The sequence below is a fragment of the Pseudomonas sp. FG43 genome, assembly GCF_057809175.1.
In genome coordinates, this window is the sequence record NZ_JBMDJL010000015.1 from 97,165 (window position 1) to 122,279 (window position 25,115).

30 protein-coding genes are annotated in these 25,115 nt (G+C 57.8%); 10 read left to right on the top strand and 20 right to left on the bottom strand.

Translation table 11 applies throughout. The features are described 5' to 3' along the window. Positions 1–437 precede the first annotated feature (437 nt). Positions 438–1,751: an MFS transporter gene (locus ACODS3_RS17895; RefSeq protein WP_489035546.1), complete on the bottom strand. Its 1,314-nt coding sequence runs from the start codon at positions 1,749–1,751 to the stop codon at positions 438–440. Positions 1,752–1,930: 179 nt separating this feature from the next. Further along, positions 1,931–4,102, bottom strand: coding sequence for a TonB-dependent siderophore receptor (locus tag ACODS3_RS17900; RefSeq protein ID WP_489035548.1), 2,172 nt, complete (start codon positions 4,100–4,102; stop codon positions 1,931–1,933). Positions 4,103–4,379: 277 nt separating this feature from the next. Between ACODS3_RS17900 and ACODS3_RS17905 the strand changes: the two genes are divergently transcribed. Next, on the top strand, positions 4,380–4,685 hold the full coding sequence (locus ACODS3_RS17905) for a PepSY domain-containing protein (RefSeq protein ID WP_025261403.1): 306 nt from the start codon (positions 4,380–4,382) through the stop codon (positions 4,683–4,685). A 69-nt stretch (positions 4,686–4,754) separates the two neighbouring features. On the opposite strand, the gene ACODS3_RS17910 is transcribed toward ACODS3_RS17905, so the two are convergent. The 7 genes from ACODS3_RS17910 to ACODS3_RS17940 all read right to left on the bottom strand — a co-directional run bounded on the left by ACODS3_RS17910 (position 4,755) and on the right by ACODS3_RS17940 (position 10,275). Next, positions 4,755–5,924 (bottom strand): PQQ-dependent sugar dehydrogenase, encoded by a 1,170-nt coding sequence (locus ACODS3_RS17910; RefSeq protein WP_489035550.1) that lies wholly within the window; start codon positions 5,922–5,924, stop codon positions 4,755–4,757. 51 nt (positions 5,925–5,975) lie between these two features. Then, positions 5,976–6,290: a hypothetical protein gene (locus tag ACODS3_RS17915; RefSeq protein ID WP_489035552.1), complete on the bottom strand. Its 315-nt coding sequence runs from the start codon at positions 6,288–6,290 to the stop codon at positions 5,976–5,978. A 194-nt stretch (positions 6,291–6,484) separates the two neighbouring features. Further along, positions 6,485–7,657, bottom strand: a complete 1,173-nt coding sequence (locus ACODS3_RS17920) for a PAS domain-containing sensor histidine kinase (RefSeq protein WP_304575947.1) — start codon at positions 7,655–7,657, stop codon at positions 6,485–6,487. After that, positions 7,647–8,468, bottom strand: a complete 822-nt coding sequence (locus ACODS3_RS17925; protein WP_201017297.1) for an alpha/beta fold hydrolase — start codon at positions 8,466–8,468, stop codon at positions 7,647–7,649. Before ACODS3_RS17925 ends, ACODS3_RS17920 begins: the two co-directional genes overlap by 11 nt. A gap of 81 nt (positions 8,469–8,549) precedes the next feature. Beyond that, positions 8,550–8,987 (bottom strand): nucleoside deaminase, encoded by a 438-nt coding sequence (locus tag ACODS3_RS17930; RefSeq protein ID WP_025261408.1) that lies wholly within the window; start codon positions 8,985–8,987, stop codon positions 8,550–8,552. Positions 8,988–9,110: 123 nt separating this feature from the next. Then, positions 9,111–9,638: a hypothetical protein gene (locus ACODS3_RS17935; protein WP_201017299.1), complete on the bottom strand. Its 528-nt coding sequence runs from the start codon at positions 9,636–9,638 to the stop codon at positions 9,111–9,113. Positions 9,639–9,735: 97 nt separating this feature from the next. Further along, complete coding sequence (locus ACODS3_RS17940) at positions 9,736–10,275, bottom strand: GNAT family N-acetyltransferase (RefSeq protein ID WP_201017300.1); 540 nt, start codon at positions 10,273–10,275, stop codon at positions 9,736–9,738. Between the two features lie 88 nt (positions 10,276–10,363). On the opposite strand from ACODS3_RS17940, the gene ACODS3_RS17945 reads away from it, so the two are divergent. Next, a complete protein-coding gene (locus ACODS3_RS17945) occupies positions 10,364–10,777 on the top strand; it encodes a GNAT family N-acetyltransferase (protein WP_201017522.1) in 414 nt (137 codons plus the stop codon). A gap of 1 nt (position 10,778) precedes the next feature. Here the strand turns inward: ACODS3_RS17945 and def are convergent, their stop codons facing one another. The 3 genes from def to ACODS3_RS17960 all read right to left on the bottom strand — a co-directional run bounded on the left by def (position 10,779) and on the right by ACODS3_RS17960 (position 12,709). After that, positions 10,779–11,318 carry a peptide deformylase gene (gene def, locus ACODS3_RS17950; RefSeq protein ID WP_201000033.1) on the bottom strand — a complete coding sequence of 180 codons (540 nt, stop codon included), beginning with the start codon at positions 11,316–11,318 and terminating at the stop codon, positions 10,779–10,781. Positions 11,319–11,365: 47 nt separating this feature from the next. Further along, positions 11,366–12,328 (bottom strand): YihY/virulence factor BrkB family protein, encoded by a 963-nt coding sequence (locus ACODS3_RS17955; protein ID WP_025261412.1) that lies wholly within the window; start codon positions 12,326–12,328, stop codon positions 11,366–11,368. A gap of 189 nt (positions 12,329–12,517) precedes the next feature. Next, entirely contained in the window at positions 12,518–12,709 is a 192-nt protein-coding gene (locus tag ACODS3_RS17960; protein ID WP_025261413.1) for a CsbD family protein, read from the bottom strand. A 220-nt stretch (positions 12,710–12,929) separates the two neighbouring features. Between ACODS3_RS17960 and ACODS3_RS17965 the strand changes: the two genes are divergently transcribed. Beyond that, complete coding sequence (locus ACODS3_RS17965) at positions 12,930–13,310, top strand: hypothetical protein (protein WP_201000035.1); 381 nt, start codon at positions 12,930–12,932, stop codon at positions 13,308–13,310. Between the two features lie 5 nt (positions 13,311–13,315). On the opposite strand, the gene ACODS3_RS17970 is transcribed toward ACODS3_RS17965, so the two are convergent. Then, positions 13,316–13,717 carry a DUF2177 family protein gene (locus tag ACODS3_RS17970; protein WP_201000036.1) on the bottom strand — a complete coding sequence of 134 codons (402 nt, stop codon included), beginning with the start codon at positions 13,715–13,717 and terminating at the stop codon, positions 13,316–13,318. 14 nt (positions 13,718–13,731) lie between these two features. Next, entirely contained in the window at positions 13,732–14,568 is an 837-nt protein-coding gene (locus ACODS3_RS17975; RefSeq protein WP_201017301.1) for a CvfB family protein, read from the bottom strand. A gap of 347 nt (positions 14,569–14,915) precedes the next feature. Here ACODS3_RS17975 and ACODS3_RS17980 point away from each other — a divergent pair, with 347 nt between their 5' ends. From ACODS3_RS17980 to ACODS3_RS17995, 4 genes are all read left to right on the top strand, one after another. After that, positions 14,916–15,104, top strand: a complete 189-nt coding sequence (locus tag ACODS3_RS17980) for a hypothetical protein (RefSeq protein WP_025261417.1) — start codon at positions 14,916–14,918, stop codon at positions 15,102–15,104. 154 nt (positions 15,105–15,258) lie between these two features. Then, entirely contained in the window at positions 15,259–15,774 is a 516-nt protein-coding gene (locus ACODS3_RS17985; protein WP_304575942.1) for a hypothetical protein, read from the top strand. Positions 15,775–15,921: 147 nt separating this feature from the next. Continuing rightward, positions 15,922–16,650, top strand: a complete 729-nt coding sequence (locus ACODS3_RS17990) for a TorF family putative porin (protein ID WP_489035557.1) — start codon at positions 15,922–15,924, stop codon at positions 16,648–16,650. A gap of 107 nt (positions 16,651–16,757) precedes the next feature. Then, positions 16,758–17,624: a DUF6279 family lipoprotein gene (locus ACODS3_RS17995; RefSeq protein ID WP_201017302.1), complete on the top strand. Its 867-nt coding sequence runs from the start codon at positions 16,758–16,760 to the stop codon at positions 17,622–17,624. 7 nt (positions 17,625–17,631) lie between these two features. On the opposite strand, the gene ACODS3_RS18000 is transcribed toward ACODS3_RS17995, so the two are convergent. Together ACODS3_RS18000 and ACODS3_RS18005 are read right to left on the bottom strand one after the other, a co-directional pair. Continuing rightward, positions 17,632–18,021: a transcriptional regulator gene (locus tag ACODS3_RS18000; protein WP_201017303.1), complete on the bottom strand. Its 390-nt coding sequence runs from the start codon at positions 18,019–18,021 to the stop codon at positions 17,632–17,634. Positions 18,022–18,204: 183 nt separating this feature from the next. Beyond that, a complete protein-coding gene (locus ACODS3_RS18005) occupies positions 18,205–19,545 on the bottom strand; it encodes a DEAD/DEAH box helicase (RefSeq protein ID WP_489035560.1) in 1,341 nt (446 codons plus the stop codon). A 304-nt stretch (positions 19,546–19,849) separates the two neighbouring features. On the opposite strand from ACODS3_RS18005, the gene ACODS3_RS18010 reads away from it, so the two are divergent. Beyond that, positions 19,850–21,247: an MATE family efflux transporter gene (locus ACODS3_RS18010; protein ID WP_025261423.1), complete on the top strand. Its 1,398-nt coding sequence runs from the start codon at positions 19,850–19,852 to the stop codon at positions 21,245–21,247. A gap of 7 nt (positions 21,248–21,254) precedes the next feature. On the opposite strand, the gene ACODS3_RS18015 is transcribed toward ACODS3_RS18010, so the two are convergent. After that, on the bottom strand, positions 21,255–21,704 hold the full coding sequence (locus tag ACODS3_RS18015; RefSeq protein WP_489035562.1) for a MarR family winged helix-turn-helix transcriptional regulator: 450 nt from the start codon (positions 21,702–21,704) through the stop codon (positions 21,255–21,257). A gap of 127 nt (positions 21,705–21,831) precedes the next feature. Here ACODS3_RS18015 and ACODS3_RS18020 point away from each other — a divergent pair, with 127 nt between their 5' ends. After that, entirely contained in the window at positions 21,832–21,975 is a 144-nt protein-coding gene (locus ACODS3_RS18020) for a DUF2256 domain-containing protein (RefSeq protein ID WP_074568822.1), read from the top strand. A gap of 62 nt (positions 21,976–22,037) precedes the next feature. Here ACODS3_RS18020 and ACODS3_RS18025 read toward each other — a convergent pair whose 3' ends face one another. The 3 genes from ACODS3_RS18025 to ACODS3_RS18035 all read right to left on the bottom strand — a co-directional run bounded on the left by ACODS3_RS18025 (position 22,038) and on the right by ACODS3_RS18035 (position 24,124). Beyond that, complete coding sequence (locus ACODS3_RS18025; protein WP_489035564.1) at positions 22,038–22,907, bottom strand: carboxylate/amino acid/amine transporter; 870 nt, start codon at positions 22,905–22,907, stop codon at positions 22,038–22,040. 163 nt (positions 22,908–23,070) lie between these two features. Further along, complete coding sequence (locus ACODS3_RS18030) at positions 23,071–23,670, bottom strand: FMN-dependent NADH-azoreductase (RefSeq protein ID WP_025261426.1); 600 nt, start codon at positions 23,668–23,670, stop codon at positions 23,071–23,073. 139 nt (positions 23,671–23,809) lie between these two features. Further along, a complete protein-coding gene (locus ACODS3_RS18035; protein WP_025261427.1) occupies positions 23,810–24,124 on the bottom strand; it encodes a hypothetical protein in 315 nt (104 codons plus the stop codon). 64 nt (positions 24,125–24,188) lie between these two features. On the opposite strand from ACODS3_RS18035, the gene ACODS3_RS18040 reads away from it, so the two are divergent. Further along, a complete protein-coding gene (locus tag ACODS3_RS18040) occupies positions 24,189–25,112 on the top strand; it encodes a LysR family transcriptional regulator (protein WP_025261428.1) in 924 nt (307 codons plus the stop codon). The last annotated feature ends 3 nt before the right edge of the window (positions 25,113–25,115 follow it).

Here is a 25,115-nt window from a genome sequence, read left to right on the forward strand (position 1 = left end):
CCTTGGCATCAATAACAAATCGGCACACCCATACATTTATTTAGAACTATTTTTCACAGCTCACCCTGTACACAAAAACAAATTCAAACCCACATAAAGAAAACCACCAGAAACTCTCATAGACAAAGAAAACTCCTACACTACTGCCAGAACACTCCCAGCTAATTCATTAAAAAATCCCCATAGAAAACTTTTACCCAGCTTTTAGATTGGATAGTTTTATTCGACGGCATGAATAGCGCTGCGCATAGGCAGGCGAAAGATAAACTTGCACAATGAGAATTACAATCAGTTGTTACAATTGGATCCAGTTACTGACACATATTCAAACACACGTCACAACAATGTATGTCACAACCACTCAGCCCTTCTGCCATGGCAGGCAGGCTGAGTACTCGTCACGCTTGAGAGGGGGTTGAACATTGCCGGCGCGAGGCTCAACTCCGGCTGGCCGCACCATCATCGACCGACATTCCCTTGTGCAGGCCAAAGACGGCTGCGGTCAGCAAACCTGCGCCGCCCATGACAACGCCATAGGCGACACAGACCCATGGGCTCCAGGGCATCAGGGCAATGAGCATCAGCGGAGTGGTGCTGGCCCAGAGGGCGTAGGCGATGTTGTAGGTGAAGGAAATACCCGATACCCGAATGCCGGGCGGGAATAGCCCCACCATGACCGACGGCACGACACCGACAATTCCACAGGCCAGCCCGGCAATGGCATAGGCGATGGCCGGGGTAAGCCACTGCAGGATAAGGCTCGCGTACAGCACGCCGATGCCCAACGGCAGCAACAGGCTGTAGACGATCACGCCACGCCAGGCACCGATACGATCCACCAGCATGCCGGCCAGCACACAACCGATATTGAGGAACACAATGCCCACGGCACTCAGGGCAAAGGTGTCGCTGGCGCTGATGCCAAAGCGTTTTTGCATGACGGTCGGGGTGATCACCACCAGCACCACGACAGCCGAGGTCAGCACACAGGTGAGCAGGGCCGCAGGCAACAGCGACTGTCGGTGTTCGCGCAACACCTGGCCCAGCGGCAGGCCCTGCATGTTTTCGCGCTGGGCCTGCATGGCGACAAATACAGGCGTTTCACTCAACCAGCGACGTAACCAGACACCCACGACACCAAACACACCGCCCAGCAGGAACGGAATGCGCCAGGCGTAATCGAGGATTTCCGCAGGCGTGAATACTCTGGCCAGCCAGGTCGCTGTCAGCGCGCCCAGCAGATACCCGAACGTCAGCCCGGCTTGCAGAACACCCAGGGCATAGCCGCGATGCCCTTGAGGCGCATGTTCGGCGACAAACACCCAGGCGCTCGGCACTTCACCGCCCACGGCGGCACCTTGCAGGATGCGTAATGTCAGCAGGATCAACGGTGCCCAGTAACCGATCTGGGCGTAGGTCGGCATGATGCCGATCAGCAGACAGGGTAAGGCCATCATCAGGATGCTCAGGCTGAACATCTGTTTGCGGCCCAGACGGTCGGCAAAATGCGCCATCAGAATTCCGCCCAGCGGACGCGCCAGATAGCCGGTGACGAAGATGCCGAAGCTTTGCAACAGGCGCAGCCATTCGGGCATGTCTGGCGGGAAGAACAGCTGGCTGAGGATCAGGGCAAAAAATACGAAGATGATGAAGTCGTAGATTTCAAGAGCGCCGCCCAGGGCTGCAAGGCTCAAGGTCTTGTAGTCGCCCCTGGAGAATGGCTGAGGGCGTGTTTTAACAATGGCTGTCATGGAGCCCTCGTAAACATGTCTGAAAAGAGCGCCTGCGTGCGCAGGGCGCGAAGATTTGCGTGGTGGAACGCCCAGTAGGAGCGAATTCATTCGCGAGAGGCCGGTACATCCGAAGAAAATCTATCGCCTTCAATGATGCCTCGCGAATGAATTCGCTCCTACCTGTTCGCCTCCGGGTGCTAGAAATTGACCGAAGCCGACAGGGTCGCCGTTCTCGGAGCCCCCATGAACAGGTAGTCGTCGCCCAGGTATTCCCCGGCATCGCGCCAGTAGCGTTTATCGAACAGGTTATCCACGGTCAGGCGAAATACGGTGTCGTAGTCGCCCAGGCGGGTGCTGTAACGGCTGCCGATATTGAACAGAGCGTAGTCGTTGACCTTCACGGTGCCTTCACGGTTGGCATATTTGCTAGCGCTGTACTGCATGCCGCCCAGCAGCGCCAGGCCACGGATCGGCAAGCTGTAATCGGCCTGGAGGCTGCCGCGATACCTGGGAACGTTGAGCGCCTGATGATCTTCATAAGCCGCCGTGCCGCTGCCCTCGACCCGCGCCCGGATCGCCGCCGCACTGGCAGAAAGTTGCAGACGGTCGGTCACCCAGCCATTGGCGCCCAGTTCAAGGCCGGTGTTCTTCTGCTCGCCCTGCTGAACGTAGGTGAAGCTGCCATCATCATTGGGCTTCGAGTACTGATAGGCCTGACGCGCCTGGAACAGCGCAGCCGTGAAGCTCATGCGCTGCCAGTCATACTTGATACCGGCTTCCAATTGACGCGACACGGTCGGCGCAAGAATTTCACTGGCGTTGGTGGTGAACCAGGCCGCCGTGCCGCCCAGCGACAAGCCTTTGCTATAGCTGGTGTAGAGAGAAATGTTTTCCACCGGTTTGTAGATCAGAGCCGCCTGCGGCAGGAAGATCGAGCGCTGGGTATGACGCTGTTCGCTGCCATCTTCGGCGTAGGCGTGTTCGTCGAGACGCACCTGACGCCCGCCCAGCACGGTCTGCCATTGTTCGTTGAAGCTGATCCGGTCAGTAACGAACAGCCCGTACTGGCGGCTGTCCAGACGGCGTTCGGTATGCGGCAACGGCAGATCCGAAGGCGAGATGGATTCAGGAGTCGTATTGATGTTGCCCGAACCGACCATCTCGTTGAAGGTGCCGCGAGTGTCCACGGTACGCCGGAACGCGCTGGTGCCGAAGGTCAGCTCATGCTTGAGCGAACCGGTGTCGAAGGTGCCGGTCATGGCCGCTTCGACTTCATCGTTGCGGCGCGTGTCGTCAGGGCTGCGGAAGTCGTAGATGTCGTAGCCGCCCTCGGCGCTGAAGTGATTGGGCACCGCTTCGGCGGCACAACTGGCCGAGCCATAGCAGCCCCAGGCGAAGGCGCTGTAGTCATCGATCACCACACGGCTGCGCGAAGCGCTGAGGCTGCCTTTCCAGGCATCGTTGAAACGGTACTCGAAGCGGCCATTCATGTTCAGCGAGTCAATGCCCACCGGGTTCGACCAGCTCTGATAGCCCAGCAGCCTGCGCGGCGAGGCGTTGTGGGGCAACGCCGTACCGCCCAGCAATTGATAGCCCGGCACCGAGCGCTGTTCCTTGGTCTGGTATTCGACGTCCAGTTGCAGCAAGGCCCGGTCGCTGATGTTCCAGTCAAAGGCCAGGGAAGCGAAGTCACGCTGGCCATCGGCATGCTCGACGTAGGAACGCAGGTCTTCATGGGCAAGGTTGGCGCGCAGGCCGAACTGGTTTTCGCTGCCAAACCAGCCACCGACGTCTGTCGCGATGTAGCGACCGCCGTGCTCATTGGTGGACACCGTCACAGAGCGCACATCCTGGGCACGCTTGGTTTCGTAGTTGATCAGGCCGCCCGGCGCGGCAGCACCGCTCTGCAATCCGGACAAGCCCTTGAGTAATTCCACCTGTTGCTTGTTTTCCAGCGCCACATTCTGCTCGCCCGCAATGGTGCGGCCGTTGATGCGATAGCTGTTGGCGGCATTCAATGAAAAACCGCGAACCACGAAGTTCTCGTAATAGCCGACCGGGGCATAGCCGTCGCCCACTGAAGCGTCATTGCGCAGGACTTCACTGAGCAGCCTGGCCTGACGGTCCTTGATCAGCGCCTCAGTGAATACCGATACCGAAGCCGGCGTGTCGATCAGGGCTGTCTCGCCAAAGCCACCCACCGATGCCTGACGGGCCTGATAATCGGGGCTGGATGCGTCTGCGGTTCCCGACACTTTCACGGCATCCAGATTCACCGGCTCTGCGGCCAGCAACGGTGAAGTGACGGCCATGCCAAAGGGCAACAGACACGAAGCCAGACGCGCGGCAGGTCGGCGTGACGTACTCATCAATGAAACTCCAGCGGAATGGGGACCGGGAAAGCGACGAGGCACCATCCGGCCGGGGGCCACCTTTTACGTTCACCGCCGCTTTTTTACAACCTCTGCCTGCCTGCGTCGAAAACTTTGTCTACCAAGACGCAAGAGGCGACTTTCGGCCAGACACGCACACCTTGAACATTTAAGGATGAATTAAGTAAGGCGCATTAATCTGGCTTCAACAAAACAGTTGAACGAATCAACTGGTAAAGCATCCATTAAGCAGTCCCATCAGAAGGAATAACCCATGAAACTTATGCCTGCTCTTTTCACCGCCTTTGCACTGACCACTGCTGCCGGTATGGCCCAAGCCGATATTGGCCCTGACGAAGTAATCCGCCTGCAGAAATCCGGCGCAGTCGGGGACTTTGAACAGTTCAACAAACAGGCACTGGCCAAACACCCAGGCTTCCAGATTCACGATACCGAGCTTGAAAGACACGCTGGCCGTTACGTGTATCAGATCGAGCTGAAAGACGCCAAGGGCGTGGAGTGGGACTTCGAGGTCGACGCCAAGACCGGTGAAGTGCTGCGCGACGCTCAGGATCGCTAAGCGATTCGCTCAAGCCTCCCCGTTTGAGAACGCTCCCGCATGAACCTTTCATGCGGGAGTTTTTATTTATTATTGCAAACCGACTTTGAGCAACTTGCCTTTATCGTCATCGGTCAGCACATACAAGTAACCATCCGGCCCCTGGCGGACATCACGGATGCGTTGTTTCATATCGCCCAGGAAACGTTCTTCGTGAACAATGCGGTCGCCTTCAAACTGCAAGCGGATCAACTCTTCGGTGGCCAGTGCGCCAATAAACAAGTTGTGGTCCCAGGCTTTGAAACGGCCGTCGCTATAAAACGCCATACCGCTAATACCCGGTGACTTTTCCCACACATGGAACGGTACTTTCGTGCCTTCAACAAACTTGCCCTTGGCTTCTGGAATCGGTTGCCCGGAATAGTTGATGCCGTGGGTCGCGAGTGGCCAGCCATAATTCTGGGCGCGCTCGATGATATTCACCTCGTCACCGCCCTTCGGGCCGTGTTCGTTGGTCCATACGGTTCCGCTCCAGGGGTTCAGGGCCGCGCCCTGCTGGTTACGATGGCCGTAAGACCAGATTTCGGGGCGTACATTGTTCTGCCCGACGAAGGGGTTGTCTTTCGGGACATTGCCGTCCGGGTAGAGACGCACGACCTTGCCTTGCAGCTTGTCCAGGTCCTGGGAAGTCGGACGGTTATTGTTTTCGCCCAGCGCGATGAACAGATAGCCCTCGCGGTCGAAGACCATCCGCGAACCGAAGTGATTCCCTACCGACAGCTTGGGCTGCTGGCGGAAAATCACGGTGAAGTCTTCCAGTCTGGTCAGGTCGGCCGACAGGCGACCGCGTCCGGCAGCAGTGCCTGCATTGTCGCCTTCGGCGGCTGTCTTGCCGCTGCCTTCGGAATAGGTCAGGTAGACCAGACGGTCTTTGGCGAAATCAGGAGAAAGCACAACATCCAGCAAACCACCCTGCCCTCTTGCCCAGACTTGTGGAACACCGGAGATCGGGCTGGACAGCTTGCCCTCCGGCGAGACGACACGCAGATTGCCCGATCGCTCAGTGACCAGAATGCCTTTCTTGTCAGGCAGGAACGCCAGAGCCCAAGGATGATCCAGCCCGCCAACCACTTCACTGACACTGACAGTGCCCAGCTCGCTCTTGTACTGCTGTACGGCCTCGTCAGCCGCACTGGCAGCCAATGGCAGGCTCAACAAAGCTGTGGCACACATTGTCGCGATCAGGGTTTTTCTTAACATGGGCGATTCCTTATGCATTGAGTAGAGATCCCGACTACTGCGGGAGATGAGTCATGGGCGTTTAGGCGTGGTGTTCTGATTGGTCGGGCTGGTCGGGCTGGTTGGCGTCTGCCGGGTTGGATAGCCATTGCGGATCCCGCCGTTTTCCAGGGTCGGCTGACGAGGCGCTGGCCCGATGTTCGGACGTACCTGAGGCGTGCTCGGCTGAGTGCCCTGGCGGCTGTTGGGATTGGCGCGATGAATCGGGCTGTTATAAGGGTTGCTGGTGGCACCGTTTCTGCCCGGCTGATCCTGCGCCTGGGCAATGCCGATGCCTGATAAGGCAACGAGCGCCGCGATTGCGAGGTTTCGCACAAAACTGTTCATCACTTGCCCTCAAGGGAAATGGTAAGGCTTTGATAGCGATTGGGTTGTCAGGTTCGACCTTGAATGACAGATGAGCAAGTTTATAACGAGGGAGTTTGTAACAAGGATGGTCTGGGGCAAGGCAACACAAAACGATGTGGGAGGCTGCGTGGTGTTGACGCAGCGCTCCGACGTCGTGCTCGCACCTGCGGATTTCAGGCTGTCTGAGGAATGCTCGCGGTAAAGGTCGTGCCATGTTCGGCCGTGGAAAGGACGGTCACGTCTCCCAGGTGTGCCCGGGCAATCTCCCGGACAATGAACAATCCCAGGCCAACGCTGCGATTTTCATCCGTGTCACCTGAGTTGCGCACAGCAGGCTCGAACAGGTTATCAAGCATTTCGGGCGGTATCGGCTCCCCGAAGTTATGCACCGACAATCGAACCCGGTTCGACTCCAGCGCGGAGGTCACCACAATTTCCCCATCCACCGAGCCATAGTTGATGGCATTGGCAACCAGGTTACTGATGACCTGCACCAATCGGTCTGCATCGGCAATACAGGAGCCCTGGCCTTCGCAACGATGAGTGATGACATGGCCAGGGAATGCCCCGCGCATTTCCTCAACACAGCGGGCAATCACGGCATGCAGATCAATGGGCAGAGGAGAAACCGAGATGCCGCGCCCGACTCTTGCATCGGTGAAATCCAGCAGATCGACAATCATGCGCTGGGCGCGGTCGGTCGCATGATTGATGTGGCCCAGCATGCGTTCCTGCCGGGGTTCCAGCGCGCTACGCCCCAGTAATCCGGACGCCATCTTGATCGCCGATAACGGATTGCGCAGGTCATGGCTGAAAATGCTCACCATCTGCTCGGCAAAGATCGCCCGGATTTCGGCCTCGACATGGGCCAGGCGCAAGCGGTTGCGGGCCGATGTCAGCTCTGTCTGGACGCTCATCTGTTGCAGCAGCAGCTCTTCGGCAAGCTTTTGCGCCGACAGCAGTTCACGTTCGTACTTGTTGCGCTCTTCAGCCACAAACACTGCAAGTTCATGGAAGAAGCCGCCAGCATGTTCACGGCGTATACCGTTGAGCATCATCGGGATCGGGCGGCCATCAGCATGAAGCAGCTCAAGTTTGACTTCGGCAACCGAACCACGCGCCTGTAGCAGAGGCGCCCAGTGAGTCTGATGGAAAATCTTGCCGGCCATGCTCAACAAGTCTTGAAAACGCCGCCCCAGCAGCGACTCGCGCTCCATGCCCAACCAGACACAGAAGGCCTGGTTGACCCGTTCGATGGTGCCGTTTTCCCGTGTCAGCAATAAACCGCAGGCAGCTCCGTCAAACAGGTCGTCAGCATCAGGCAAGGCAGGTGAATCAGACCGCATGTTCGGCATATCCAAAAGGTTGCAGGAATTCGCTCATCGCCGCGATACAGGCTTTGGGCGCACTCATGTGAGGATAGTGGCCGACGTTTTCGATGACACGCAATGTGCTGTTCTCAATGACACGGTTAAGGTACTCGCCCACCTGGACCGGCACGATCATGTCATCGCTACATTGCAGAATCAGGGTTTTACCCGAAAAATTCGCGACATCCCTGCGGTGGTCCGACATGAAGGTCACGCGGGCAAACTGCTTGGCGATATCGGCATTGGTGCGACAGAAACTGTCGGCCAGTTCCTCGCCCAGTTCGGGACGGTCAGAAGAGCCCATCAGCGTTGGCGCCATGGTGCTGGACCAGCCCAGATAGTTGCTTTCCAGGGTATGCAGCAATGAGTCGATATCCGCCTGGCTGAAACCGCCGACGTAATCGTCATCGTTGAGGTAGCGAGGCGACGGGCCGACCATGATGTGGGCGGCAAAACGACCGGGAGCCTGGATTTCAGACAGTACCGCGATCATGGCGCTGACCGAATGCCCGACATGAATGACAGGCCCGGTATTGGCGAACTCCTCGACAACTTCCAGCAAATCGCTGGCATAACCGCGCAGGGAGGCATATTTGTGCGGGAAGTAAGCCGACAACTCGGACTTCCCGCTGCCCACCAGATCAAACAGCACGACCTTGAAATGTTTCGCGAACACCGGCGCGATGAAGCGCCACATGTTTTGATTGCAGCCAAAACCGTGAGCAAAAATCAATGTGGCCGGTCCATCGCCCATGACGTTTACGTTATTGCGTCGCTGAACCGGCATTACTGACTCCGTACCACATGAACAATGAGTCGAGATTAACACCCTTCACAGAGCCCGCGAAGGCTTGATAGCACTAAGCCTTCACTCCCCGATGTCTTCACTCCACAGCTCAGGCTTGCTGGCAATGAAACCATGCATCATGTGCTGGCAAGTCGTGTCGTGCAGCACATCGACTTGCACCCCACGGGAGCGCAAAAGCTCCTCTTCGCCCATGAATGTCTCGTTTTCGCCCACGATGACCTTGCCGATGCCATAGAGCAGAATCGCACCGCTGCACATCGCACAGGGCGACAACGTGGTATAGAGCACAGAGTCGCGATAAACGCTGGCAGGCTGGCGACCCGCGTTCTCCAGGGCGTCCATCTCGCCATGCTTGATTGCACTGCCCTCTTGTACCCGGCGATTGTGTCCACGCCCGATGATCTTGCCGTCATGAACGATGACCGAACCGATAGGAATCCCGCCCTCGGCCAATCCCTGTTGCGCCTCATCAATGGCGGCTTGCATGAATAGGTCCATGGTGTTGTTCCTCGCTTTCGTGTTGCTTTGATAGGAGCAGACTCTGTACGAAATGTGTTCGAGCGAAGGTGAGCCTGTTTTCAACGCTGCATCACCGAACGCAGGTGGATTTCCTGCAGAGCCTCAATGGGCGAGTGACTTCTGAGCATTGCCCAGCGCTTGGGCAACGAAAGCCTTCAGCAGTTCGGACGAACGCGCTTTCATCTGTGCGCCGACCTCGTTGTTCCTGGCCTTGAACTTGTTCATCAAGGACAGGGAACTGCTGCCCTGATTCAGAGACTGCAATTCTTGCGCCGTAAAGGAATGAGCATAGGCTGCCGCAAGATTGCGGTCCCACTGCATCTGATAGGTGGGTTGCAGACGCTGCAATTCCTTGTGCACCAGGTCCTGAGCCTGGGTCTTGCCAATGGACTGGACAAGGCTTGCAAAGGTGACGGTGCGCGACGCGACCTGATAACCCAGCCAGGCCAGGCTGTCGCCAAGATGGCGTTCCTGAACGAACAGCAGCGCCGTATCGTCCGCGTCTTCATCGGCGCGAACATCCAGAGTCAGCGCCAAGGACAGCAGCAGGCTGCATCCCAAAAGGGTCAGGCTTGTTCTGGATACACGTGCCCTGAATACAACAGGCGGCAGACCCTGATAGTCATTCATGGCCTCCTCCCGAGATGAATTGACTGCAACCTTGAACTTAACAGTTAATCCACGCTTTTCCAGAGTCGGGGTCGCATCCCGTCGAGTCATGCCGTTATCAGGAAGATCCCGTCAGCCATTGCTCACACGTCATGCGATAAATCCGTACACCCAGGCGATGGTATTGGCTATGAATAAAGCCGCTGAACCCTGTCTTGCGCAGGATATTCACCGAAGCGGTGTTTTCAGGCTGCACGATTGCAATGACCGAAGGCATGCCCAGCACGGCAAAGCCGTGCTGCAACATGGCCCGAACGGCTTCGGTGGCAAGGCCCTGGCCCCAGAAGGCGGTGCCCAGCCGGTAGCCGATCTCGACTTCCCGGACGCCATCCACCCGTTCGGCGTTAAACCCGCAAAATCCGGCGAGCCGTGACGAAGCCTTTTCAATCACGGCCATCGGCCCAAAGCCATCGGTGTCATAGCAATGGATACAGCCCTGAACGAACTCGGCGGTGGCTTGTTCGCTGAGCACGCCCCGGACCGAATAGCGCATGACCTGAGCATCCCCAAGAATCGCCGCCAGGGCCGGGATATCGGTGCTGCCCAGCTCACGGATCAGCAAGCGGGGAGTATGCAATTCAACAGGTTTTCGGCTCATGGATAAATCATAGACCGCGGTTGATATGAGTCACGTCAGCGGGTCGGGCCTCTGTATGATGGCCCGCCTCGAACAGCAGAGCCCGACCATGCCCGACATTCAGTTCAGCATCCTGCCTGATGCCTGCCGCCCCTTGCTGGACAAGTTCTACCGCGAGCATAAATCGTCCATGCGCGCCGTGCCCCGCGGGACTCTGTGGGTGGCAAAACAGTCGCAGATCGTCGGCGCTCTTTGCCTGAGCGAAGTCGCCGACGGACATTGGCTGACCGGGTTGTTTGTCGACCCGCACCTGCGTGGCCAGGCCGTTGCACGACGCCTGATCGGGCATGCCGTGGAGCCATTGGCGGGGCCGGTCTGGCTGTTCTGTCATCCGGATTTGCTGGAGTTCTATCGGCTGAGTGGTTTCGAGCCAGCCCAGAGGCTGCCGCATGCACTGGGCGAAAAGTTCATGCGCTTCAGCCGCAGCAAGGCGCTGGTTGCCTTGTGCCGGGCAGGCCACTGAGTCAGTCGTCGGCGTTGGGGTCCATGTCCGGGAACATGACCTCGATAAAGCCGAACTTGCTGAAGTCGGTGATGCGCGAAGGGTACAACCGACCGATCAGGTGATCGCATTCGTGCTGGACCACTCGCGCATGAAACCCTTGGGCGATGCGCTGGATCGGCTGGCCGTCGGGGTCAAAACCTTCATAGCGAATGCTTTCGTAACGATCGACCATGCCACGCAGGCCCGGCACCGACAGACAACCTTCCCAGCCCGCTTCAAGGGTTGGGCTCAGTGGCGTGATCAGCGGGTTAAGCAGGATGGTCTGCGGCACCGCTTCGGCATGGGGATAGCGCTCACTGCGCTCGAAACCGAATATCACCAGTTGCAGATCGACACCGATCTGCGGCGCAGCGAGGCCAACGCCGCCGACACTTTTCATGGTCTCGAACATATCGGCAATCAGCGTCTTGAGTTCGCTGCTGCCAAACATCTCACGGGGCACAGGCGGCGCAATGCGCAACAAGCGCTCGTCGCCCATCTTCAGAATGTTGCGGATCATGGTGAGTGTCGGTCCCTTGAACGAAAAAGCGATTCTGGCACTCTGGCTCAGGATTCGTCAGCCTTTAATGTGCCATGTACCGAATGATCGCGCCCCAGCCCGGAAACATGCTGCTTGGTGGTTGAGTGTACGCCATTGTCGCCGGCCTCTTTCTCTCCGGCATCCTTGCCCTCTTGGGACATGTGCTCGATCACGGCATTCATCTCGGCACCGAGCAGCAGTACCGCCGCCGATATGTAGAAATACAGCAACAGCACAATGATCGCGCCGATGCTGCCGTACATGGCGTTGTAGTCGGCAAAAGTCTTCACATAGAAGCCAAAGCCCAGCGACGCGATGATCCACACCACCACGGCCAGTACGGAACCGGGAGTGATGAAGCGGAACTCCTGCTTCACGTCAGGCATGACGTAATAGATCAAGGCCACGGCAATCATCAGCAGCAGGATGATCATCGGCCAGCGCAGGACGGTCCAGAGCGTGACGATGAATTCCTCCATGCCGATCTGCGAAGCGAACCAGCTCATGACCTGCGGGCCGACCACCATGAACCCTGCAGCAGCCAGCAACATGCCAGCGATGCCCACGGTATAGAGGATCGATAACGGAAAACGCTTCCAGATAGGCCGCCCTTCAACGACGTCGTAGGCCGCGTTCATGGCGCTCATCATCAGGCGCACGCCTGCCGACGCAGTCCATAACGCAACAACGATACCGATGGACAGCAAGCCGCCCTTGGATTGTTGCAACTGATCGATTACCGGGTTGACCTGCTCCAGCGCCTGAGGTGGCAGAACCAGCTCAGACTGAAGACGCAGCCAGGAGAAGAAGTCCGGCAGGTGCAGGAAACCGATCAGGGCAATCAGAAACAACAGGAACGGAAACAGCGAAAACAGCATCTGGTAGGCCAGTGCCGATGCGTAGGTAGACATCTCGTCATCGAGAAACTCAGTGACGGTACGAACCATCACTTTGCCCAGTGGCAACTGACGCATGTGAGGAAAGATCATGGCGTCTCCTTGCGCTAAAAACCCGAATACATTACATCGCCCGACCGACAAACGCTGCGATTATGCGGCTGCCCATATGCCAGTAGCATTGCACTGGCGTCAAATGGACTGGGCGAGTTGTAAAAGGTTTCAAGGCCATGATGGATAAAGGCCACCTCGGCGATGACCTTTATCCGTTCTCCTTCAGGGCTACGCCTTGTCTACACCCTTTTTCAGTACTTCCTTGGTTTTACCTTTGGCTTGCTGGGCTTCGCCCTTGAGTTCCTGCGCCTTGCCTTCGGCCTTCAACCGGTTGTTGTCGGTCGCCTTGCCGATGCCTTGCTTGACGTTACCAGCCACTTCATTAGCTTTGCCTTTGATTTTGTCGCCAGTACTGCTCATGACGTTTCTCCCGGGTCTTGAAGACCGTTCTGAAATCAAATGTCGTAACCTCGACAAGAAAATTGACCGGGGGCCGTCGCGCAGAGTTTCAATTATTTTCCCGCCAAAGCCCTCCGTTCGTCAGCTTATGGGCAGGTCTTATTTCCGGTGTTTGTGCGAGAATGCGCGTCGCAGTCAGTCTGTGCCCGGCACACTGAACAAACCGATTCACAGGAACGTTATGAAACTCGATAAAAAGCTGGCCATCGCACGCAGGAACCAGGATCTGGGCGGCGCAGTGCTGGGCGTCAACAACACCCACTTCGCCATCCTGGATACCAAGCGCAATATCTGGTGGTTCGATCTGCCCGTGGCACGCCTGCAAGTCGGCCAGTACGAATGGCTGCATCTGCTGCTGCACACTCCGGCAACCGACCAATTGCTGCACCTGAAGGTGACCACCGTCTTCATGCGTGATCACATCGAAGGCCTGGAAGTGCGCAATGCCGGCAAGCGCAAGCCGACCGTCAGCCTTGAGTTGAGCGCCGACAAGGATTCGTTCCTCAAGGACATGCGCCCCAAGGGCAGCAACCTCAGCTTTGCGGGTTTTGTGCAGAAGTAAGGGGTTCAGGCAAGGCGGCGTGTCGCCAGATACCCCGCCGTCCCGGCCAGGGCCGAGACAACGGTGCCCCAGGCCAGATCGACCAGCGCCAACTGCGCAGGCCAACCCTGCAAGGTCGCCCAGTTGGTCAGGTCGTAAGTGCCGTAGGCAATCAGCCCCAGCAGCCCGCTATACAGGGTTGCATGCCCAAGGCGTTGCGCCTTGAGCGCGGGCAGTACGCCGAATATCACCAGCCCCGCCGCGTACAGCAGATAGAACACGACCGCCGGCCCCAACAGCGGCGCGGCGAGCATCAGCGGCCCGAGCCAGTCCCGATAGGTCGAGCCCATGAGCAATCCCAGCCAGATACCATCCAGGATCAGAAAAGCCAGAAGCGTACTGAAGTAGGCTGTAAGGACTTTTTTCATGGGCGCACCCGGTATCAGGTCAGTTCGATACGGTCAGGATGAATCACAATCTGACCCTGTTTATACAAGGCACCGATAGCCTTCTTGAAGTTCCCTTTACTGACGCCGAACAGGCCACTGATGACCTGTGGATCGCTCTTGTCGCTGACCGGCAACACGCCATTGTTCTCACGCAATCTGGCGAGAATCTTGGAGTTCAGGCTGCCCGCCGCTTCAGCACCGACCGGTTGCAGGCTCAGACTGATGTTGCCGTCGGCGCGGATTTCCTTGATGAAGCCTTTTTCCTGCTTGCCGGGACGCAGGAACTTGAACACTTCGTTCTTGTGGATCAAGCCCCAGTGCTTGTTGTTGATGATCGCCTTGAAGCCCATGTCGGTGGCTTCGGCAACCAGCAGGTCGACTTCCTGACCCACGCTGTAATTGGCAGGCGTCTTGTCCAGATAGCGATCCAGGCGCGCAGTGGCGGTGATGCGGCGCGAGTGTTTGTCCAGATAGACATGCACCACGCAATAATCACCTGCCTGCAACGTGCGCTTCTCTTCGGAGTACGGCAGCAGCAGATCCTTGGGCAGCCCCCAGTCCAGGAACACGCCGATGCTGTTGACCTCTACCACCTTCAGGCTGGCGAACTCACCCACTTGAACCTTGGGTTTTTCAGTGGTGGCGATCAGCTTGTCTTCGCTGTCCAGATAGATGAAAACGTTGATCCAGTCTTCATCTTCAGTAGGAATATCCTTGGGGATATACCGGTTGGGCAGCAGGATTTCACCATCCTGAGCACCGTCCAGATACAGACCGAAGTTAGTGTGCTTGACCACTTGCAAGCTGTTGTAACGCCCGATTAACGCCATTTGCAGATACCCTCATTACGTAGGCGGCATTCTACCCGACTTTACGTCGGCATTCGCGCGGCAGATCACCGGCCCTCGCGGCGGGCAGCGTGCTGGCGAACAGATGCCCGGGATGTGCAGGCATTACTGACCAGCTCCCGCTCGTCAGTTTTCCGGGCAGAACATCCACAGACAAAACCAGCCGCCATCAATGATGACTTCCCATTTAAAACAGAGAGTTAAGGGTGTCATGCCGGGCCTTCACCTTCACTGCTCACGGGCCGCTCATTTGGCTGCGCGTCTTATTAAGCCAGCAGAGACCCTTCATTTCCTGTAGGATGGCTGGCCGTACGAAGTTTATGAAGGTTATGGCAGTCATGCGTATCAAGGCATCCCACACCAAAGCAAAGCCAGCTCCAGCCGTTGAAACGAGCGATTCGATCAACGCCCAGATCGCAGCTTTCCTTAAGTCCGGCGGCGAAATCCAGCAAATCGCCAAAGGCGTGAGCGGCCAGACTTTTACCCCGTCCAAGCACATCAACCTCGGCAAGAAGTAATTCTCCCCGACTGCTTTGCGGTTTCTATGCGCCCTGATCAATGCAGGGCGCTAGCTACATCTCCCGTCTCACTGCTAATCTCCTTCATTATCTCCAAACCAAGAGCAGGAAAACGCTCTGGTAGCAGACCCCTTTTGCTTTGCGGAATGCTTGAATGAAGAACTGGATGCTTTTCGGCGCTCTGATCTACCTGGGTGGTTGTGCATCGCAGCATTGCGAAAACGGCCCCAATGAAAATCCCCTCACTGACAGCCCTTGCCGTGCAGGCCATCTGCTGTATCAGCACGATATGCTTCAGGCCAAGCTGCTGATCAGCGAAGCTGACCGCGAAAACTACGAACTGGCCGAAGCCATGCTGCGACGCGCCGCCATCGACGATGCATCCGGTGAAGCCGAGTTCTATCAGGCAGTGTTGCTGATTCGCGAGCAGGCCGAGCAGAAGCGGATCATCGATCTGTTGCAGACCGCAGCCGACAAATACCGGCACCCTCTGGCCATCGCCCTGCTCTCCCAGCAACTGAGCATGAGCGACCCGCAAAAGTCCGAGCGCTATCGCACCGAATACGCCGAACTCGACGTGGCCAAGAGCGGCTATCCCTCGTTCGAGCAGGCTCTGGTGGTGATTCGCGGGCTGATCATTGCGCCCACCGAGACAACAGCCAGCAACTGAAGCTCCTGCGGATCGACGAACGGTCCGCATCCCCGGCATTTCATCGGTATGCTTGCGAGGCTCTAGCTCGCGGCTTGTGTCGGGCCCCTGCGCCGTTTTCGATACGCCATTGTGACCACACTCCTCGACACGCTTAAGGAGTGAGCCATGCTCAATATTCGATTACAGATGCTGTCTCTCAGCACGCTGCTGTTGTGCCAGCAGGTTTACGCCCAGGTTCTGGAACGGGACCTGGGCGACTTCGACCTAAAACTGGCGACCACCCCCACACGCAGCATGGCCCAGGGGCTGGTGACACCCAACGGCAACTCCGGCTCCTTCCACGGCGGGCTGGACCTGACCCATGAAAGCGGCTTTTACTTCGGTCAGTGGTCACCGAACATGGGCTTTACCGAAGACACGACACTTGAAGTCGATTCCTACATGGGCTTCAAGAAACCCTTCGACAACACCCTGGGTTACGAACTGGGGATGATTCGCTACAGCTATCCCGACACCAGCCAGATCGACAGCCATGAGTTCTATGCCGGGCTGCGCGTGCTCAACAGCCGGGTTGGCGCGGCATTCAGCAATGATGTCGGCATCCGCAACAGCACTGTTTTCATCGACCTTGGCGCCATTGAGCAACTGGGCCTGGGCGTTCGCATGCAATACGCTAATCACCAGTTCGACACGCCGCAGGCCGGCGATGACGGTTCATTGATCAGCGGTTTCAACGACTGGTCATTGAAGCTGTCACGACCATGGCTGGGGATCGACATGAACCTGATTTACAGCGGATCGAGCCTCAGCGGCTCCGATTGCAGCGTCTACAGCGGCCATAATTCCCGGTGCGAAGGGATGTTCACGATCAAGGCCGTACGCTCGTTCTTCTAGGCTTGCATGACACTTCAGGTAACCGGTTTTCGTGCAACGCCTCAAGTAAGTTGAACTGCCAGCTCCTACACTCCTCTACAAGTCACTCAATGCGTCGAGGAGCTGTCATGCATTGTTTCAAAGCCTTCATTAAGCTATTGATGGCCGTGCCGTTGCTTGTTGCATGCAGCCAGGTGGGTCTGGCGTATCGCAACCTTGACGTGATCATTCCCTGGACGCTCAACGACTATCTGGACATGAGTCGTACGCAAAAGAACTGGCTCGACGAACGTCTCAAACAGCACTTGAGCTGGCATTGCAGTACACAACTGCCCGACTACCTGACCTGGTTCAATCGCCTGGAAGACATGGTTAAAAACGATCAGGTCACCCAGGCAGAGCTGGAAGCGCGTACTGAAGAAGCCAAGGAAGCCATCGCGAAAATCTCCCGCCAGATCACGCCCTCGGCCGTCGAATTGCTGGCCCGCTTCGATGACAAGCAGGTTCAGGAGATGCAGAACGCATTCGCCAAGGACAAGCGCAAACAGGAAAACAAACTCCTCAACGAGCCGCTGGACAAGCAGATCGCCGAACGCTCCGAGCGCATGGAAAAACGCCTCACGCCCTGGCTGGGCCAGTTGAGCACAGCACAGAAAGCGCGGGTTCAAACCTGGTCGGCCTCACTGGGCGAACAGAACCGTGCCTGGATAGAAAACCGCACCCGCTGGCAGAACCTGTTCCTGGCTACGGTGCAGCAACGTCAGGCCAGCGACTTCCCGCAGCGCATTGCCGCCCTGCTGCAGAATCGCGAAACCTTCTGGACGCCTGAATACCGCCAGAACTACAACAAGGCCGAGCATGCCGCGATTTCGCTGCTCGTGGACGTGATCGCACAGAGCACACCCGAGCAGCGAAAACGCCTGTTGGCCAGAATCGCAGACATGCGTGAGGACTTCGCGGACCTGGATTGCCTGAAGGCCTCACAAAAGGCATGACGGGGGCTCAGGCCACTTGCGCCTTGGACGCGACCTCATCGAAGGTCGAAGGGTCGAGTGCATCGGCCTGATCATCCAGCACCTGCCGCGGATGATCGTTGCCCGGAATGCTGCTGTCGATCATCGCCAGCAGGCTCGACCCGCGAGCGGTCAGGACAAAGTTCGAGCCCGTGCCGCCTTCCTCTTCGGGACGCGGTTCGATGTAGTTGTGCTTGAGCAATAGCGCTTCCAGATCGGCAGCTTCGGTCTTCAAGTGATCCAGATTACCCACAGACTCGCCTTCAGCAGCCTTGGCTGCCGCATGATCCTCGGCATATTTGCGCGGAGCAAAGGACTCGCCAGCGCTGTTCTGTACTTCATGGAGCAGACGTTCGATAAGGTCCCAGTTGTAAGCCATTTTGTAAAACCTCCGTCCAGCATGGATGAATAGCCCATGACGTCCGGCCACGGGCTTGCTACTCAGAGGTTGTGACCTGTTGCGAGGGTGGCCGTTCAGCCGGGGAGACGGAGGGAGATCGTTCGTGACTGAAGTCGCTCCCACAGGCTGTGTGTGGGAGCGACTTCAGTCGCGAGTGGCAGATTACTCAGCCGCAGGTGCCGGTGTGCTGCGTTTCTTCAACGGCGCCATGCCGTCCTTGCTTACCAGCGAATCAGACTTGGGACGATTGACGCTCTTGCGCTTGGTCGGCCCCTTGGCGGCAACCTTTTTCTTGTCGCCCTTGGTATCAGTCTTTTTCTTCTTCGTGCCGACAGCCTTGCCCGAGGCCTTGACCTTCTTCGGTCCGCCGTAGGTGCCTTTGACTTCCTTGATGGTCCGACGCTCGAAGCTTTGCTTGAGGTAGCGCTCGATGCTGGACATCAGGTTCCAGTCGCCGTGGCAGATCAGCGAAACCGCCAGACCTTCACTGCCCGCACGCCCGGTACGGCCTACGCGGTGAACGTAATCATCGCCGCTACGTGGCATGTCGAAGTTGATGACCAGATCCAGGCCATCCACATCCAGCCCGCGCGCCGCCACATCAGTGGCCACCAGTATCTTGGCGCCGCCCTGTTTCAGACGGTCGATGGCCGCCTTGCGGTCCTTCTGGTCCTTGTCGCCGTGCAGCACGAACGCCTTGTATTCCTGAGCGACCAGACGCCCGTACAGACGATCGGCCATTGCCTTGGTGTTGGTGAACACAATGGCTTTCTGGTAGGTCTCGTTGGCCAGCAGCCAGTTGAGAATCTGCTCTTTGTGGACATTGTGGTCAGCGGTGATGATCTGCTGACGAGTACCGCTGGCCAGCTCGCTGACGTTATTGAGCTGCAGGTGCTGTGGGTCTTTCAGCACTTTGCGGATCATGTCCCGCAGACCCGAACCACCGGTGGTGGCCGAGAACAGCATGGTCTGCTGGCGGTCGGCACATTCGCCCGCCAGACGCTCGACGTCTTCGGAGAAGCCCATGTCCAGCATGCGGTCGGCTTCGTCGAGGACCAGCACTTCAACCAGCTTGAGGTCCAGGTTGCCGGCGTTGAGGTGCTCCAGCAGACGACCCGGCGTACCGATCAGGATATCCGGCACCTTGCGCAGCATTGCGGCCTGGACCTTGAAATCTTCGCCACCGGTGATCAGGCCAGCCTTGATGAAGGTGAACTGCGAGAAACGCTCGACTTCCTTGAGGGTCTGCTGAGCCAGCTCGCGGGTCGGCAGCAGGATCACGGCGCGGATATCCACACGTACCTTGGCCGGGCCGATCAGGCGATTGAGGATCGGCAACACAAAAGCAGCCGTCTTGCCGCTACCGGTTTGTGCAGTCACCCGCAGGTCACGCCCTTGCAATGCCAGCGGAATAGCGGCGGCCTGCACAGGCGTAGGCTCGACAAATTTAAGCTCGGCCACAGCTTTAAGCAGGCGTTCGTGCAGGGCGAATTCGGAAAACACGGGTACTACCTCGACGAAATACAAAAATACAGCTGCATAGCGTAACGGTTTCGAGCGCCGGGGCCGAGTTTCTTTACCACTGTGGGTGGATTTTGTTGCTCGACCGGGCATTTAGCCGCGCTCTACGAGGCCGGAATGCGCGAATCGGAGGGCATCACTGGATAACCGGTGGGCATGCATGACAGTCGATCAGCACCGGACGATTGCCCCCAGCCTGAAAAATGGTCATATTATGGGCATATACCCATTAAACCAGTGACGCTTGCCTTGCCGCTGATGCCCTTGCACTGATACCGGATCTGCCATGTCAAAACTCCCCCCGGTGGTTGCTCAGCAACCCGCAGCGACAGCATCGCCCCCCACCAACTCTGCCCGCGAAAGACTCCTCACCGGGCCGATTCTTTCGACGTTACTGCTGCTCGCCTGGCCAACGGTCGCCGTACTGCTGGCACAGACCGCCGTGACCATGGCCGAGGCCTATTACGTAGGGCTTTTGGGAACGGCTGCATTGGCAGGTGTCGCCCTGGTATTTCCGTTCTACATGCTGATGGTGACGATGTCCGGCGGCGGAATCGGAAGCGGCGTGGCCTCGGCGGTAGCCCGTGCTTTTGGAGCGGGAAACGAACACGATGCCGATTCGCTGCTGATGCACTCCATCATTCTCGCGGTTTTCATCGGCCTGGCATTTACAGTGGCCGCGCTCCTGCTGGGGCCTTTTCTCTACCACGCCATGGGCGGGCGCAGCGAAGCCCTGGATGCGGCCCTGAAGTATTCCAACTATCTGTTTCTGGGCGCGGTGCCCATGTGGATCGTCAACATGATCACCGCATCGCTTCGTGGCTCGGGAAACGTAAAGATCCCCGCGCTCATCACACTCATAGGCGCAATCATTCTGATCCCGGCTTCCCCGGCGCTGATCTTCGGGTTTGGCCCGATCCCGGCAATGGGGATTGCAGGCGCTGGGACTGCCTTTGCCATCTTTTACGTGACGGCAGCGTTCTTTCTCGTGCACTACATGATGTCGGGCAAGTCAAACCTCACTATCCGCAAGGTTGCATTCGAGTGGCGCCTGATCAGGGAAATATTGAAAGTCGGCCTTCCTGCTGCGCTCAGCACCGTCATGACCAACCTGATTGTCATCCTGATCACCGGCGCAGTCGGCCTGGCGGGCACAGACGCCCTGGCCGCCTTCGGGATTGCTTCGCGCCTGGATTACGTGATGATTCCGCTGCTGTTCGGTTTATCGGCCGCAGTCTTGACGATGGTGGGGATCAACATAGGCGCAGGCAACACCGAGCGGGCCAGAAAGATTGCCTGGACCGGAATACTGGTCGGCACCGCTTTTGTCGGGGTCATTGGCTTGATCGTCGCTGTCTTCCCGATGCTGTGGTTGCAGTTTTTCAGCACCGACCCCGCCGTGCTGGAGCCCGCAAAAACCTATCTGCACATTGTGGCGCCATTTTATGCCGCACTCGGATTCGGCTTCGTCTTCGGGTTCGCCGCCCAAGGGGCTGGCCATGCAGGTGCGCCTTTCATTGCGATGACCACCCGCATGCTTCTGGCCACATCGTTGAGCTGGCTGGCCGCCTGGTATCTGGAGCCCCAACTGTCGAACATCGCCATTGCCACGGCTTTTTCGCTGGTGGCATACGCTCTGATCAGTTACTTCGCGATGCTCAAAGGGGTCATTCGAGCGTCATGAGCGGTCCTCACTCTTCGGTGAGAAGGCGTTCGTCATAGGCAATGCTGAGCAACGCCTTGCACAGCTCACCCGCCGCGTCCTCGCCGAAGGTCTTGAGAAACCGCTCCTGAGCCTGTCGCCACAAGATCCGGGCGTCGTGGAATGCCTTTTCCCCTTCGACCGTCGCCATGATCAGTCGACGTCGGCGATCGGCAAGGCTGGTTTGCTGCGCAACGAGCCCGTCGCGCTCAAGGGGTTTCAGGTTATGGCCCAATGAGGAGCGATCCAGAACCAGCGCATCGGCCAGTTCCTGCAATGTGGGCGGAGATTCGGCCCGAGGCACCAGCTCCGCAAGAATCGCAAACTGGGTCGAGCGAAGCCCCGAAGGGGCCAAGGCATCATCATAGAGCTGAGTAAGCCGTCTTGAGGCCTTGCGCATTGCCGTAGCGTAGCAGCGCACGGGCGGTTGAACAGCCATTTTTGAAACGCTCTATTGATGTGGGACCTGCCGGAGTATAGCGAGGTCGACAGCTCCACCACCAATAGCAACTTGAACGACAATGTTCGTTTCCAGAAACCAGGCCTCACTGCGCGGAGAAGTCGATGTGAAAAAAAGTGAGCTACCAGTCAAAACCTGTGCGACTTGCGGACTGCCTTTCACCTGGCGCAAGAAATGGGCGCGCTGCTGGGATGAGGTGCGTTACTGCTCGGAGCGTTGTCGGCGACATAAACGTGTTGCCTGTAATTGAGTCGTCGCGGCCAAGGCCCCTCCCACAAGTGACAGGTATGCCTCAATTGATCTGCATTAGCCCTACTGCCCCCTCACCAGCAAAGGCCTGGCCCCGAACCGGCTGATCCAGAGCGACACCACAATCAGCACCCCTCCAATGAACAGACGGCTCAGTGACTCGTGCTGGTTCCAGATCAACAGGTTGACCAAAAGGCCCACCGGCACATGCAGGACGTTGAACACGGCCAGGGTCGAACCTGATACCAGGCACGCGCCCTTGTTCCACCAGTACATACCCAATGCTGTGGAACACAGCCCCAGGAACAGCAGAACGCTCCATTGCTGGGCGTCGGTGGGAACGTTCTGCGGATTGCCGAACATCAGGAAGGCCGGCAGGACTACCGCCAGCGCACCGAGGTAGAAATAGCCGAAACGCCGATAATGCGGCAGGTCGCTCGGGTGGCGCGCCACCAGATGTTTGTAGAGCACCTGCCCGGCGGCGTAGGTGAAGTTGGCCAGTTGCAGCAGCAGGAAGCCACCGAGGAAGTCGCCGTCCAGCCCGTCATAGCGAATCACGCCCGCCCCCAGCACCGCGACCACGGCAGCCAGCAAGGCCCATGGGTTGAAACGCCGGTTGAGGGCGTCCTCGATCAGGGTCACATGCAAGGGAGTGAGGATGGTGAACAGCAGCACTTCTGGCACTGTCAGGACACGGAAGCTCAGATAGAGACAGACATAGGTAATGCCGAACTGCAACGCACCGATCAGCAGCATCCCGCGCATGAAACGCGGTTCGACCTTTCGCCAGTGGGTCAGCGGAATGAATACCAGCCCCGCCAGCACCACGCGAATCAGCACGGCGAGGTAGCTGTCGACATGGCCCGCCAGATAGACACCGATCAGGCTGAAGGAAAACGCCTGGATCAGCGTAACGATAAGTAGATAGCCCATGAGCGCCCCTTTTTTGAAGGTCGCGAACATAGCGGGTTGGTGGTTTGGGTGTCTAGCGATTCTGTAGGAGCGGATTCATCCGCGAGAGTTCAGTTGAGTCAGACAGGGGTATGTCGTTTTCAATGACGTCTCGCGAATGAATTCGCTCCTACACAGTCTTCAATCAGGCCACTTCAGCGAGCCTGGCAATCGCCTGATTCAGGCCTTTCTCACTGAATTCACCGCCCATGTTCAAGCCTTCGGCATGGATGAAGCTGACATCGTGGATCCCTACAAAACCCAGCACCTGACGCAGGTAGGGTTCCTGATGATCATTGTTGCTGCCGGCATAGATGCCGCCGCGGGCGGTCAGCACGTAAGCGTGCTTGTTGGTCAGCAAGCCTTGAGGGCCGGTTTCGCCGTATTTGAAGGTCACGCCGGCACGCAGCACATGGTCGAACCAGGCCTTGAGGGTGCTGGGGATGGTGAAGTTGTACATCGGTGCCGCCAGGACCAGTACGTCGGCAGCAATCAGTTCATCGGTCAGCAGGTTGGAACGCTCCAGCGCAGCTTGCTCGAGGCCAGTACGCTGCTCGGCAGGCTTCATCCAGCCGCCCAGCAGGGTTGCGTCCAGGTGAGGGACAGGATCGATGGCCAGGTCACGCACCGTGATTTCATCGCCAGGGTGCGAATTCTTCCACTGACTGATGAATTGCTGCGTCAGTTGACGTGAAACCGAATCCTGTTGGCGGGCGCTGCTTTCGATAACCAGTACACGGGACATGACCTGTGATCTCCATCCAAGAATGTGTTGAGTTGATGGAGAGAAGGCTAAACGTGAACCTATCGATGAAAAAGCGCAAAAACCTGCTCCTATATATCTAATTATTTGTCTTATCCGTAGGAGCGCTCTACCCTCATTGCTATTCAGGCTCACAAGTGAGCGTGATCCGCAGCTTGATAATGCTGCGATTGAACTTGGAAGAGACATCGACGCTTTTCCCGGCGGCTACCTGAACACGACGAGTGCGTGGCGCTTCGGGGCCGTTGCGGAACACCACCGAACACTTGGCATCGACACTGCCGTAGTTGTTCACGGTAATGGAGCCGGTGTCGTGGTAGGTGTCGTGGCTGTTGTAGTCGATCTGTACGCCCTCGTACTTCTTTTCCACCTCGATGGGATAGGCAAAAGCACTCAAGGGCAGCATCGCCAGCAGTACGCAGCACAATCTGTTCATCCGACAGTCTCCAGAGAAAGGACTGTCAGATTAGGACAATAGGGATGGAAAGAGGAATAACAGAATGAAAGCCCCTCGCGTGACCCTCGATCAATGGCGCACTTTGCAGGCCGTTGTCGATCACGGTGGTTTTGCCCAGGCCGCCGAAGCGCTGCACCGTTCACAGTCGTCGGTCAGCTACACCGTGGCGCGGATGCAGGATCAGCTCGGCGTGCCGCTGTTGCGTATCGATGGCCGCAAGGCTGTATTGACCGAAGCCGGTGGCGTGTTGCTGCGCCGTTCCCGGCAACTGGTCAAACAGGCCAGCCAACTGGAAGACCTTGCTCATCATATGGAGCAAGGCTGGGAAGCCGAGGTGCGTCTGGTCGTCGATGCGGCTTACCCCACGGCGCGATTGGTGCGGGCCTTGACCGCGTTCATGCCGCAAAGCCGTGGCTGTCGGGTGCGGTTACGCGAAGAAGTGCTGTCCGGTGTCGAGGAAGTGCTGCTTGAAGGCGTGGCCGACCTGGCTATCAGCGGCTACAACATTCCCGGTTATCTGGGCACGGAAATGAGCACCGTGGAGTTCACGGCAGTTGCCCATCCCGAACATCCCTTGCACCTGGCCAATCGCGAATTGACGTTCCAGGACCTGGAAAGCCAGTTGCAAGTGGTGATCCGTGACTCGGGCAGACAACAGCCTCGTGACGTCGGCTGGCTCGGCGCCGAACAGCGCTGGACGGTCGGCAGCCTTGGCACGGCGACCACCTTTGTCAGCAGCGGCCTGGGCTTTGCCTGGCTGCCGCGGCACATGATCGAACGGGAACTCAAGGAGGGTGTGCTCAAGATCCTGCCGCTGGACAAAGGTGGCAGTCGCAATCCGTCGTTCTATCTTTACTCAAGTAAAGACAAGCCGTTGGGGCCGGCAACACAGATCCTGATCGACTTGATCCGAACGTTCGACACGGCCCCGCTGACAGCGGCATTCGCGGCGCCTCAACAAGCCTGACGG